This window comes from Actinomadura sp. K4S16 (genome assembly GCF_008327685.1).
In the GTDB taxonomy this organism is placed as follows: Bacteria; Actinomycetota; Actinomycetes; order Streptosporangiales; family Streptosporangiaceae; genus Spirillospora.
The window spans coordinates 112,302-125,163 of the sequence record NZ_BDDE01000024.1; the positions used below are offsets into that span (position 1 = coordinate 112,302).

Below are 12,862 nucleotides of genomic sequence, written 5' to 3' on the forward strand. Positions count from 1 at the left end.
CGTGGCGTTCGACGACGACTACCGGCGGGACGTGCTGGAGCCCGCGCGGGCCGCGGGCGACCAGCCGCCCGAGGACCTGCGCGCCCGCTACGCGCTCGATGGCGGATTGGACGCGGCGGCCGTCGCGGCGCGGGTCAAGCAGGTCCGCCAGTTCTGGCGGCGGGCGCGCGGGCAGCTGAAGTACCGCAAGCTCATCGACCGGCTGGAGGCCGAGCACCGCGAGCTGATGCCGCTGTTCTCGGCCGCCGAGCGCGGCGACCTGCGCCCGCTGGAGGCGCGGCTGCGCGGCGGCCGGGAACGCGCCGAGCGGCGCCTCGGCGGGGCCCGCGCCCGCCTCGCCGACGCCGCCGGGACGCTGCGAATGGCCGCGCCCGCCGAGGTCGAGGCCATCGCCCGCACCGCCGGGGTGCGGGGCGCCGAGCTGGTGGAGCTCGCCGCCGCCGAGGGCATCGAGATCCGCGAGCCCGACCGGCTGCCGTCCGCCGCGCCCTACCCCGCGTACCGGAAGGTGCGCGAGTCGCTGGACGTGCTCGGCAAGCGGCATCTCGCCGACTTCCTGTTCGGCGCCCGCCTCACCGGCCCCTTCCGCGTCCTGGACGGCTTCGCGGTCCAGGGCGGCGGCCTGCGCCCGGACGCGGACGCGGTCGCCGCCGCGGGCGCCGAGTGGGCGCGCCGCAGCCGCGACACCAGCACCACGCACGCCGACACGGTGCTGGCCGCGCTGCGCTCGGGCGCCGACCTGCCCGGACTGCTGCTGTTCGACGTGGCCGACCGGCTCCGCGAGCGGCTGCGGCAGCGGGCGTCCGAGCGCGCCCTGCTCCGGTACGCCGTCGAGGAGCTGGGCGTCGAGCACGGCGACGGCCGCCGCCTGGTGTTCGCCGTCGTGCGCGAGACCGACCCGGGCGGCGGCCTCGCCGGGCGGCTCCGGGCGCTGCTGGACGCGGGTGAGGTGCACGCGGCGGCCGAGCTGGCCGACGCCGCGCAGGTCCCGCCCCCGTCCCCGGGTTCCTCGGGGACCGAGGCGCCCGAGGAGGAGGTGCTCGCCGCCGAGGCCCGGCACCGCCTCGCCACCGCGCTGCGCCTGCGCGAGGCCGCGTCCGCCGAACCCGACCCCGACCGCGCCTACGGCATGCTCACCGACGCGCTGCGCCTCGTACGCGACCTCCCGGGCGCGGCCGCCCGCCTGCGGCGCCTGCCGCCCCGCCCGGCGCAGGCGGCGCGCCTCGACGTGGACGGCGCGTCGGTGCGGGTGTCCTGGGAGGACTCGCCGTCCACCGGGGGCGAGGTGGCCCACCACGTCGTGCGGCAGGCGGGCAGGGCTCCGCGCGACGTGCGCGACGGCACGGCCGTCGGCGGGGCGCTGGACACCCGCCCCCCGGTCAACGTGCCGCTGTACTACGGGGTGTTCGCGGTGCGGGGCGAGGCCGCCGCGGCGCCCGCGGTCGCCGGGCCGGTGGTCGTGCGGCCCGAGCCGGACGAGGTCGAGCTGACCGCCGGGGACGGGCAGGTCACCGGGCGGTGGCGGTGCCCGGCGGAGGCGGCGCGGGTCGTCGTGCTGCGGGACGGGCAGCCCGTCGCGGCGGGCCGCGACGGGTTCCGCGAGCGCGTGCCGAACGGCCGCACGCACCACTACCGGGTCTCCGCCGTCTACCTCGACGCGTCCGGGCGGGAGGTCGTGACGGACGGGGTGGCCGCGTCGGCCACGCCGAGCGCGCCGCCCGAACCGGTGTACGAGCTGGCCGCCGAGACCGACGCGGCCGACCCCGGGCTGGTCCGGGCCCGGTTCGAGCCGCCCGCGCACGGGACGGTGGAGCTGGTGCTGAGCGAGGGGCCGCCGCCGTGGCCGCGCAGCGCGCTGGTCCCGCTGGAGGAGGTGCGGCGGGAGACGCGGCGGCTGGCGTGCGCGCCGGCGCCGGGCGGGCTCGCCGTGCGGCCGGGGGCCGGGGGGTGGCTGCTCGCGGTGACGGTCGCGGAGGGCACGGCCGCGATCGGCGCGTACCACCGGCACGTGAACCTGCCGCCGCCGCGCCGGCTGGTCGCCGAGCGGCGGGGCGCGTACGTGCACGTCGGGTTCGACTGGCCGCCGGACGTCGCGGAGGTCGACATCGCCTACCGGATCGGGCGCGACCCCGCGCACACCGCAGACCCGGCGGCCGTCCCGGTCCGAGCCGCGCAGAGCGTCACCCGGGCCGCCTACGACACGCAGGGCGGGATCCGCCTGCCCGTCCCCGAGGACGAGCCCGTCGAGCTGTCCGTCGCCGCCGCCGGGACGGTGGGCGGCGCGCGGGTGACCGGCCCGCCGGTGACCGCCGAGGTCGCGGCGACCGCGGTCGTCCGGTACGACGTGCTGCGGTCGGGCCCGCCGTGGCGGCGGGCCCTGACGATCCGGCTCACCTCGTCCCGCCCGCTGCGGGTCGCGCGGCTGTCGCTGGTGCTGCGCGCCGGGCGGGTCATGCCGCAGCGCGCGGCCGACGGCGAGACCCTCGCCGCGTGGGACCAGGTGCCCGTGCCGGGCGAGCTGTCGCTCGGCGCGCCCCGCGCGCCGGGGCCGTACTGGCTGCGCTGCTTCGCCGACGACGACGCCGTCGAGCTGAGCGATCCCCCCGTCCGCCGACTGCAGGTCCCCTGATGACGAGACCCCTGGCCCGGGTGGCGATCCCCGGCGTTCCGTCCCGGCAGGGCGTCACCTGCCCCTACTGCTTCGCCTCGGTCGCGCCGCAGCGGATCCTGTTCCGGTGCCGGGGGCAGGCCGGGCGGCGGCAGGGCTGCGCCCCCGTCCTGGACGAGAAGCTCGCCGCCTACACCGGGTCGACGGCGGGGGCGTCGCTGCCGCCGGTGTTCGCCGCGTCCGGGCGCAAGGGCCGGGCCGACTGCCCCGCGTGCGGCGTGCCGACCGGGAACCGCGCCTGCCCCGAGTGCCACAACCCGCTGCCGTCGGCGTACTGCGACTCCCTCGGCCGGATCGTCGCGCTCGTCGGGGCGAAGAACGCCGGGAAGAGCACCTACATCGCCGTCCTGCTGCACGAGCTGATGAACCGGGTCGGGACCGAGCTGGACGCGTCGCTCGTCGCGTGCGACGACCGGACGATCGAGCGGTACAAGCGGGACTTCGCCCGGCCGCTGCTGGAGGAGCGGCGGCTGCTGCCGACGACGCCGAGCGCCGCGACCGGCCCGCGCGAGCCGCTGGTGTACCTGCTCACCCGCACCCGCAGGGGCCGCTTCTCCCGGTCCCGCAACGACTCGCTGGCGCTGGTGCTGTTCGACACCGCCGGCGAGGACCTGCGCAGCCGCGAGGCCACCGACCTGCACCTGCGGTACCTGGAGGCGGCCGACGCGATCATCTTCCTGGTCGACCCGCTGGAGCTGCCGGGCGCGCGGGCGGGCGTGCGGGACGCCGTGCCCGGCCCGCGCGCGCCCGGCGGCGGCGCGCCCGGCGACGGCGGGGAGCCGCTGGACGTCATCGCGCGCGTCACCGAGGCGCTGCGGCCGCGGCACGGCACCCGTCCGGGCGAGCCGCTGCCCGTCCCGGTCGCGGTCGCGCTCACCAAGATCGACGTGCTGCGGCCGGGGCTGCTGCGCCAGTCGGCGCTGCACCGGTCGCGGTCCGGCCAGGGCGTCCTCGACCTGGACGACAGGGACGCGGTGCACGAGCAGGTCCGCGCGCTGCTGCACGACTGGCAGGCGGGGCAGCTCGACACCTACCTCGGGCAGCAGTACGCCGACCACGCGCTGTTCGGCCTGTCGGCGCTCGGCGGCGTCCCGGAGGAGGGGCGGGTCGGGCCGGGCGGCGTCCGGCCGTACCGGGCGGAGGACCCGCTGCTGTGGCTGCTGTACCGGTTCGGGATGCTCGACGGCGTCCGTCCGGGAGGGGCGTAGCGGTGGCCTGGCAGCTGCACTACACGTCGGCCCGGCGGGGGCCCACCGGCCGGGCCGGGTTCCAGTTCGTCGCCGAGACCCCCGGCCTGCCCGACGGGACGCGGGCCGCGGTGGCGCCGTACCTGTCGTACCGCCCGCCGCCGGACGCGCCGCCGTCCCCGGGCGACGCCGAACTGGACCTGTTCCCCGTCTCGCTGCTGTACGACGAGGTCGACGGCCGCCCGCTGCTGCTGCGCTGCCGCTACCTCGGCCGCGACTACTCGGGCCGCTACGGCAACTTCTTCGCGCACGCGGTGGTCGCCGAGCCCGAGGAGCTGGAGGGGCTGCGCCCCGCCGAGCTGTGGCACGCCGCGCACTGGGCGCCGCTGCCCGCGCCGGGGGGCGTCCTCGACCCGCTGGAGGAGCTGACTCCGGGGTCCGCGCTCGATCCGGAGGCCCTCGCGGGGTGGCTCGCCGCCGCCGGGCCGGGCGACCCGTACGCGCTGCTCGCCCATCTGGTGGACGCCGTCGCGGGCGTGCTTGGACGGGGCCACGGGCGCGTCGTCCTCGTCGCCGACGACGTGGAGGCGATCGCCCGCTGGATCGCGGTGGTGTCGTACTCGCTGCCGGTCGCGGCGGCGGCCCGGCTGTCGTTCACCACTTACACCGCCGACCCGGACGGCGCCGCGCAGCGCCTGGTCGGCACGACGCCCGCCGTCTGGGCCACCGCCCAGAACCACGCCTCGCACGCGTCCGCGTTCGAGCTGCGCCGCGGCGCTCCGGACTTCCGGGCCAGCCGCTTCGCCAGGACCGTCGCCGGATGCTGGCGCGACCGCGACTTCGGCGGCCTGGACGCCCTCGCCGAGCTGGCCCCGCCGGACGACCCCGCGCGGGAGGGGGCCGCCGCGCTGCTGGCGCTGTGCCGGGGCGACGCGACCGTCACGGCGGACGAGGAGGGCGCGGCGGCCGAGCTGCTGGCGCGGCGCGGAACCGCCGTACCCGGCTGGGTGTGGCGCGATCTCGTCCCGGGCGTCCCGTCCATGGGCCTGGGCCTCACGCTCGCCGTGCACGCGCGGGCACAGGAATCGGGGGCCGCCGACCTCGCCGCCCGGTGCGAGCTCCGCGTCGGCGAACTGGTCTCCGAGAGGCTCGCCGGGGCGTCCCGGCTGGCGGACGTCGTGGAGGCGGCCGGGGTGGCGGAACGGGCCGGGGTCCGGGTCGGCCCCGGCGAGGTGGCGGCGTCGGCGGCACGCTGCGTCCGGCAAGGCCCGGCCGGGCTGAAGGACGCGCTCACGAGCTGCCCGGCGGGGCTGCGGGACGCGCTGCTGGACGGGATCGTCACCGGGCTCGCCGATGCCGGGGACCGCTCCTCCGTCCTCACGCCCGAGAACTGCGACCTGCTCTACGAGCACGCCGGGCGGCTGCGCGCGGCGCCCGGCGTCGCGGTCCCCGTGCTGGCGTCGGTCGGGCGGCGGCGTCCCGGCCGCCGGATCGCGGTGACGGCCGAGCTGCTGCGGCTGGACGGCGGCGAAGCGGGCGCCGTCGACGCGGCGGTCCGGGAGGTCTGGGCGGCGCCCCCGTCCGCGGCCGAATGCCTCGACCTGCTGGACGCCTGCGGGCCGGAGCCGCCGCCCGCAGCACTGGCCGAGCTGCCGTCCCAAACCTTCGCGCGGCTCGCGGGCACCGGCGGCGACGGCCTCACGGACCCCGCGACGCTGCGGCTCGCCGAACGGGTCCGCGCGCTCCTGCCGGACGGGCGCGCCGCGCGCGACGCCGCACTCGTCCAGGCGTACGGGATGGCCATCACGGCGGGCGCGGCGCGCGCCGCGCGGGCGCTGGAGAGCCTCGCCGACGCCGGCGGCGCCACCGAACGCCTCGCCCGGGAGGCGTTCGCCGACGCGGCGCGGCGCCTGTCGCTGCGCCCGCCCGCGTTCCGGGCCGAGCTGCTGGCGGCGGTGCCCGCGCCCGTCCGGGCGCGGCTCGCCGCGCGGTGGACGGGCGAGCTGCCCGACCGCGTCCGCGCCGGCCGGGCCCCGCTGCGGGGCCGGGAGGTCGAGCGGCGCAACGAGCTGGTCGAGACGGTGCTGCGGCTGCGCAAGCGCGGCGGGGCCGAACCGTCGCTGGAGGCGTGGGCCCGGGCCGCGGCCCGGCGGTGGCTCGCGGCCAAGCAGCTCGACTCCCATCTGGCGCGCCGCCCGGAGCTGCGGGCCGAGCTGCGGGACCTCCTCGCGGAGGACGCGCGGTGAACCCCGTCATCGTGCTGCTGATGATCGCCGTGTGGCTCGGCGCCATGTGGCTCGGGTTCATGTACGTGTTCCCCGTGCTGTTCGCCGCGACGCTGGTCGTCGCCGGGGCCGCCGCGCTCGGCGTGTACTACGTGCACGCGTGCCGCACGCTCGCGCCGTCCACGCTGGAGGGGCCCTCGCCGGTCGCCCCGCCGGAGACCGCCTACCGGCACTACCTGCTCGGCCAGGTGTGGCGCGACTGGTGGACGATCAGCCGTACGGTCGTCCCGCAGGTGTACCGGACGGCCCGGAGCGTCGTGCTGGCCCTGACGCGGACGCTGCTCGGCGGCCCGTGGGGGTTCTTCGCCTTCCCGGTCTGGCTGGCGCTGTGCGCGGGCATCGTCGCCGCCGCGGTCCCCGCGTCGGTGTTCGTCCTCGCGCTGACCGTCCTGTACGGGCTGGTCGCGGCGGTCGGGCTCGCGGCGTGGCTGGTGTGCGTGCTGGTCCTGGCGGCGGTCGAGCGCGTCTTCATGGGGTACGCGCGCATCCTGCAGACCTGCCCGCACCCCTTCTGCTACGAGCGGATCGGGCTGCCGGAGTACGCGTGCCCGAACTGCGGCGCGCGGCACCGGCGGCTCTCGCCGGGGGCGGGCGGCGCGTTCCGGCACGTGTGCCGCTGCGGGGCGCGGCTTCCGACGACCGTCCCGCTCGGGCGCTTCCGCCTGGCCGCGTACTGCCCGCACTGCGGCGGGCGGCTGCCCGAGCGCATCGGCCGCGTCCGCGTGGAGCCCCTGCCGTTCGTGGGCGGACCGGCTGCCGGCAAGACCACATTCATGGTCCTCGGCATCCGGGCCCTGCACGCGCGGGCCCGCGCCGTCCACGGGCGGCTGTCGTTCGTCGAGCAGCGGCACGCGCAGGCGTACGCGGGCGCGATCCGCGAGTTCCAGCGCGGCGGGCGCCTCGCCAAGACCGGCCCCGAGCTGCCACTGGCCACCATGGTGGACGTGGAGCTGCCAGGCCGCGCGAGGCGCATCCTCTACCTGTTCGACCCCGCGGGCGAGCACTACACGGGCGCGACGGAGGTCGAGTCGCTGCGCTACCTGGACCACAGCGAGGCGCTGCTGTTCGTCGTGGACCCGTTCGCGCTCCCCCGGCTCCGCCGGTCCCTGACCGGGGACGAGCGGGAGTTCGTCGACGAGGCGGCCGCGTCGTCGGAAGAGGACCCGGCCGACACCCTGCAGCGGGTTCTGAACGAGCTGCGCTCCCGTCCCGACCAGGGCCGGCAGAAGCGGGTCGCCGTCGTCGTCACCAAGACCGACCTGCTGGCGCGCACGGAGATCGGCCGCGGCCTGGACCCCGACGCCGACCTGCGCGCCTGGCTCGACCGCGTCGGGCTCGGCAACACCGTCCGCACCCTCGACCAGGTCGCCGCCCAGGTGCGGTACTTCGCCTCCGGGCTCGGCACCGAGCCGGCCGACGTCGCGGACCTGCTCGGCTGGGTGACCGGGCTGCCCGCCGCCGGGGGCGCCAACGGCGACCGCGCGCTCACCGACGTCCCGGCGGAGCTCCCGGGGACCGCGCCGCTGCGCGCCCCGTGGCCGGTGCGCGGCCGCGGCTCCGGCCGCGTCCCCGCCGGGTACCAGGTCGGCCGCTGGGCCGTGCTGGCCGGGCTGTCGGTCCTGACCGTCGCCACCATCGCGGGCGCCGCCCTCGCCGCCGCCGAGCGCCTCCCGTTCTGACCTCCGGACCGGCGCTCCCGAGCGGTGTGACGGATCGCACTTCCTGACACGGAAGATAACGGACCGTCTTCGGCTTGTCCCATCGGAGAGAATCCCCGTCCGAGAGGCCCCGCCATGACGACGACCCTGACCGAGACACCGCTCGTCCTGGACCCCGCCGCCCAGGAACTGCTGTTCCGCGAGGCGCGCACCGCCAACTCCTTCACCGGCGAACCGGTCGCGGAGGAGCAGGTCCGCGCCATCTACGACCTGGTCAAGTGGGCCCCGACCGCCATGAACATCCAGCCGCTGCGGATCGTCGACGTGCGCAGCCGGCAGGCGCGCGAGCGGCTCGTCCCGCTGATGAGCGAGGGCAACCGCGCCAAGACCGCGACGGCCCCGCTGACGCTCATCGCCGCCGCCGACGAGGACTTCCACGAACACCTGCCGGTCACGTTCCCGCACCGCGCGGGCGCCCGCGAGGCCCAGCGCGACAACCCCGGCCGGCCCGCGACGGCCCGGTTCAACGCGGCCCTCCAGATCGGCTACCTCATCCTCGGGATCCGCGCCGCCGGGCTGGCCGCGGGCCCGATGGCCGGCTTCGACGCGGACGCCGTCGAGAGGGAGTTCTTCCCGCAGGGCGGCGTGCACCCCCTCCTCGTGATCAACGCGGGACACCCCGCCCCCGACGCCTTCCGCCCCCGCAACCCGCGCCTCGACGCCGCCCAGGTCATCACCACGGTCTGACCCCGCCCCGCTGGAGACCCCCATGACCGAGGCCGCCGCCTCCTCCGGCTCCGATCTCTCCCCGCCCCGCGCGGGCGGCCGGAGGCCGGTGCTGGTCCTCGTGCTGGGCGCGCTGACCGCGCTGGCGCCGCTGTCGATCGACATGTACCTGCCGGCGCTGCCCCGCATGTCGGCGGACCTGTCGACGGGCGCGGTCCAGACGCAGCTCACGCTCACCGCGTGCGTCGTCGGCCTCGCCCTCGGGCAGGCGGTCGCCGGGCCGCTCAGCGACGCGCTCGGCCGCCGCCGCCCGCTGCTGGCCGGGCTCGTCCTCTACGCCGCCGCGTCACTGCTGTGCGCGGCGGCGCCGACCGTGGAGACCCTCATCGCGCTGCGGCTGGTGCAGGGCGCCGCCGGGGCGGCCGGGATCGTGATCGCGCGGGCGGTCGTCCGGGACCTGTACGACGGGGTCGCCGCGGCCCGGTTCTTCTCGGTGCTGATGCTGGTGAACGGGCTGGCGCCGATCCTCGCGCCCGTCCTCGGCGGGCAGCTGCTGCGGATCGTGCCGTGGCCGGGGGTGTTCGCGGTCCTCGCCGCGATCGGCGTCGCGCTGTTCCTCGGCTCGCTGCTCGGGCTGGCGGAGACGCTGCCGGCCGGCCGGCGCGAGACGGGCGGGCTGCGCGCGGCCGCCGCCGCCGGCAAGGCGCTCGCCCGGGACCGGGCGTTCGCGGGGTACGCGCTGACGATCGGCCTGTCGTTCGGGGCGTTGTTCACCTACATCTCGGGATCGCCGTTCGTGCTCCAGGACATCTACGGCATGTCGCCCCAGGGGTTCAGCATCGCCTTCGGCGCCAACTCCCTCGGGATCGTGGCCGCGGGGCAGGCGGGCGCGCTCCTCGCCGGACGGGTCGCGCTGGTGCGGCTGCTGGCCGCCGGGCTCGCCGTCGTCGCCGCCGGCGGAGCGGTCCTGATGGCGGCGGTCCTCGCCGGGTGGGGCCTGGCCGGGGTGCTGCCGGGGCTGTTCCTGGTCGCGGCCGGGCAGGGGCTGATCCTGCCGAACGCCACCGCGCTGGCGCTGGCGGGCCGCCCGCCGCGGGTCGCCGGGACCGCGTCGGCGCTGCTCGGGGTGACCCAGTTCGCGCTGGGCGGCGCCGCCGCTCCGCTGGCGGGGGTCGCCGGGCCGGGCACCGCCGTCCCGATGGCCGTGACCATCGCCGCGCTCGCGGTCCTTGCCCCGGCCGCCGCCGTCGCCTCCCGCGCGCCGCGGGCCGCGGCGCAGCTCTGAACCGAGCCTGACGCGCCGACCGGCGCCGTCAGCCCGCGGGCCGGTCCAGGGCGCCGAGGATGAACCCGGCGACCTCGTCGGCGAGCCGGGAGGCGGGCTTGGGGCCGTTCGAGCGGTACCAGGACGGCATCTGGTTGACCATGCCGAGCGCCACGATCGTGATCGTCTCGGCGGGCGTGCCGGTGCCGAACACGCCGTCCCGCTGGCCCTGCTCGATGAGGCCCCGGAACGTCACGTGGTAGCGGCGGCGGTCGGCGCGCACCGAGCGCATCCGGGCGTGGTCGAGCCGGTGCATCTCGCGGGCGAACACCTTCGCCTCGTCGATGTGCTCCGCGGTGCTGCGGATCAGCCCGGTCAGCACCGCGCGGACGGCCTCGCGCGGCGGCAGGCCCCGCGCCAGGACCGCGCCGAGGTCGGCGAGCTGGCGGGCGATCAGCGAGTGGTAGATCTCGTAGAGCAGATCGTCCTTGGAGTCGAAGTAGTGGTAGAGCGCGCCCTTGGTGACCTGGGCGGCCTCCACGATGTTCTGCACGGACGTCCCGTCGAAGCCGCGCTCGGCGAACAGCCGCAGCGCCGCGTCCAGGATCCGCCGCTCGACCGCGCTCTGCCGGACGGGCGCGGTGGACTCCGGCACCGGGCCGGAGGCCGATCCGGGCTCGGTCACCTGGGGCACCTCCTTCGCGCGCGGGCATTGACTCCGTTGTGTCCCGCGCCATAGCTTGCCAGAAACCGACCGGTCGGTATGCGCAGGGCCAGTATGCACCCGCAGCCGCGTCCCGCACCGCACCTCATACGCACGGCCTCACACGCACCGCAGCCTCTTCACGCACCGCAAGGGGGAGAACCGATGCCCGCAGTTGAAACCGTCCGCGGCCCCGTCGACGCCACCGGTCTCGGGCGCACGCTGATGCACGAGCACGTCTTCGTGCTCGGCGCCGAGCACGTCCAGAACTACGGCGCGGGCGACTGGTGGGACGAGGAGGAGAAGGTCGCGGACGCGGTCGGCAAGCTGCGCGAGCTGGCCGGGCTCGGCGTCACCACCATCGCCGACCCGACGGTGTGGGGGCTCGGCCGCTACATCCCGCGGATCCAGCGGATCAACGAGGCGGTGCCGGAGCTCAACATCATCGTGGCGACGGGCATCTACACCTACAACGACCTGCCGTTCCAGTTCCACCACCGGGGCCCCGGCACGCTGGTGGACGAGGGCCCGGACCCCATGATCGCCGACTTCACCCGCGACCTGACCGAGGGCATCGCCGGGACGGGGGTCAAGGCCGCGTTCCTCAAGTGCGCCGTGGACGCCCCCGGCCTCACCCCCGGCGTCGAGCGGGTGCTGCGGGCCGTCGCCGCGACGCACCGCGAGACGGGCGCGCCGGTCACCGTGCACACCGAGAGCTCGATCCACGCGGGGCGGCCGGTCCTCGGCATCCTCGGCGAGGAGGGCGTGGACCTCGCCAAGGTCGTCGTGGGGCACGCGGGCGACAGCAACGACCTCGACTACCTGATGGAGCTGGCCGACACCGGCGCGATCCTCGGCATGGACCGCTTCGGCCTCGACATCATCAACCCGACCGCGGACCGGGTCGCCACCATCGCGGCCCTGTGCGAGCGGGGCTACGCCGACCGGATGGTCCTCAGCCACGACGCGTCCTGCTTCATCGACTGGTTCGGCCCCGACCCGGCGACGGTCCCGGCGATGCAGCCGAACTGGAACTACCGGCACATCAGCGAGGACGTCCTGCCCGCGCTGCGCGCCGGCGGCGTCTCCGACGCCCAGATCGACCAGATGCTCGTGGAGAACCCCCGCCGGTACTTCACCCGCTGAGCCCGCCCGGGCCAGATGCCTCCTTCCGCACGGACTATTCCCCCGGAATCGGGAATCATGGGAGGAACCTGCGGGAGGAGGCTTCGAGGTGAGCGAGGATTCCAGGCGCGGCCGCGCCCGCGCCGCGGTCCCGTTGCTGCTGGCCCTGCTCCCCGCCCTGCTCGCCCCGGGCTGCCGGGTCGTGGAGAGCGGGAGCCCGCAGGACGTCCCGCCGGCCCCCACGGCGACCAGGAGCAAGCACGCCAAGCCCAGCGGGCGCCGGCCCGGCGTCGTCAACATCGAGACCGAGCAGACGCTGAACGGCACCCGGGCCGCCGGGACGGGCATCGTGCTCACCCCGTCCGGCTTCGTGCTGACCAACAACCACGTCATCCAGGGCGCCACCGCGATCAGGGGCACCGACGTCGACGACCGCCGCACCTACACCGCGCAGGTCGTCGGCTACGACCGGACGGGCGACATCGCGGTGATCCGGCTGTCCGGCGCGGCGCGGCTGAAGCCCGCCGCGTTCGCCTCCGCGCGCGGCGTCGAGATCGGCGACACGGTCACCGCCGTCGGCAACGCGGGCGGCAAGGGCGGCACGCCCGCGGTCGTCACCGGCCGGGTCACCGCGCTGGAGCAGTCGGTCACCGCGCGCGACGACAGCAACGGCACCTCCGAGCGGCTCACCGGCCTGATCGAGACGAGCACCCCGATCAGGCCGGGCGACTCCGGCGGGCCGCTGCTCGACACCGCGGGCAAGGTCATCGGCATCAACACCGCGGCGTCCGCCGGGATCGCGACGAGGGGCGCCGAGCAGCGCCAGGACCACCGCGGCTACGCCATCCCGTCCGACCGGGCGCTGGAGATCGCCCGGCAGATCCAGCGCGGCGAGGCGTCCTCGACCGTGCACATCGGCCGGACCGCGATGCTCGGCGTCAAGGTCCGCCCCAACGGCCGCTCCCCGGGCGCGCTGGTCGCCGACCTCGTGCCCGGCTCCCCCGCCGCGGCCGCCGGCGTCCCGGTCGGCGCCGTGATCGTCGCCTTCGGCGACGCCGCCGTCGACACGCCGTCCACCCTCACGACCCTGATGCTGGCCCACCACCCGGGCGACGCCGTCCGGATCGAGTGGACGACGCAGCAGGGCGAGCGCATGACGGGGACCGTCCACCTGACGGAAGGCCCGCCCCAGTAGCGTGCCCGGGGCGCGCCGCCGTGCGAAAGTGGGGATGTCGGCCGACCAGGA

The 12,862-nt window shown here is 77.0% G+C and carries 9 protein-coding genes; 8 read left to right on the forward strand and 1 reads right to left on the reverse strand.

Translation table 11 applies throughout. The annotated features are described in order from the left end of the window. Nucleotide 1: 1 nt before the first annotated feature. From K4S16_RS36455 to K4S16_RS36480, 6 genes are all read left to right on the forward strand, one after another. Nucleotides 2-2,629 carry a hypothetical protein gene (locus K4S16_RS36455; protein ID WP_149263633.1) on the forward strand — a complete coding sequence of 876 codons (2,628 nt, stop codon included), beginning with the start codon at nucleotides 2-4 and terminating at the stop codon, nucleotides 2,627-2,629. Continuing rightward, nucleotides 2,629-3,876 carry a GTPase gene (locus K4S16_RS36460; protein ID WP_149263634.1) on the forward strand — a complete coding sequence of 416 codons (1,248 nt, stop codon included), beginning with the start codon at nucleotides 2,629-2,631 and terminating at the stop codon, nucleotides 3,874-3,876. Before K4S16_RS36455 ends, K4S16_RS36460 begins: the two co-directional genes overlap by 1 nt. 2 nt (nucleotides 3,877-3,878) lie before the next feature. Continuing rightward, nucleotides 3,879-6,101 (forward strand): hypothetical protein, encoded by a 2,223-nt coding sequence (locus K4S16_RS44675; RefSeq protein ID WP_160161154.1) that lies wholly within the window; start codon nucleotides 3,879-3,881, stop codon nucleotides 6,099-6,101. After that, nucleotides 6,098-7,819 carry a hypothetical protein gene (locus K4S16_RS36470; RefSeq protein ID WP_149263635.1) on the forward strand — a complete coding sequence of 574 codons (1,722 nt, stop codon included), beginning with the start codon at nucleotides 6,098-6,100 and terminating at the stop codon, nucleotides 7,817-7,819. Before K4S16_RS44675 ends, K4S16_RS36470 begins: the two co-directional genes overlap by 4 nt. Before the next feature lie 114 nt (nucleotides 7,820-7,933). After that, the gene (locus tag K4S16_RS36475) at nucleotides 7,934-8,545 is read left to right on the forward strand and encodes a malonic semialdehyde reductase (RefSeq protein WP_149263636.1); all 612 of its coding nucleotides are present in this window, start codon (nucleotides 7,934-7,936) and stop codon (nucleotides 8,543-8,545) included. Nucleotides 8,546-8,567: 22 nt separating this feature from the next. Continuing rightward, complete coding sequence (locus K4S16_RS36480; protein ID WP_149263637.1) at nucleotides 8,568-9,809, forward strand: multidrug effflux MFS transporter; 1,242 nt, start codon at nucleotides 8,568-8,570, stop codon at nucleotides 9,807-9,809. A gap of 28 nt (nucleotides 9,810-9,837) precedes the next feature. Here K4S16_RS36480 and K4S16_RS36485 read toward each other — a convergent pair whose 3' ends face one another. Continuing rightward, nucleotides 9,838-10,473 (reverse strand): TetR/AcrR family transcriptional regulator, encoded by a 636-nt coding sequence (locus tag K4S16_RS36485; protein ID WP_235037304.1) that lies wholly within the window; start codon nucleotides 10,471-10,473, stop codon nucleotides 9,838-9,840. Between the two features lie 183 nt (nucleotides 10,474-10,656). Between K4S16_RS36485 and K4S16_RS36490 the strand changes: the two genes are divergently transcribed. Both K4S16_RS36490 and K4S16_RS36495 read left to right on the forward strand, forming a co-directional pair. Further along, nucleotides 10,657-11,637 (forward strand): phosphotriesterase, encoded by a 981-nt coding sequence (locus tag K4S16_RS36490; RefSeq protein WP_149263638.1) that lies wholly within the window; start codon nucleotides 10,657-10,659, stop codon nucleotides 11,635-11,637. 88 nt (nucleotides 11,638-11,725) lie between these two features. Then, nucleotides 11,726-12,811, forward strand: a complete 1,086-nt coding sequence (locus K4S16_RS36495; protein ID WP_149263639.1) for a S1C family serine protease — start codon at nucleotides 11,726-11,728, stop codon at nucleotides 12,809-12,811. Nucleotides 12,812-12,862 lie beyond the last annotated feature (51 nt).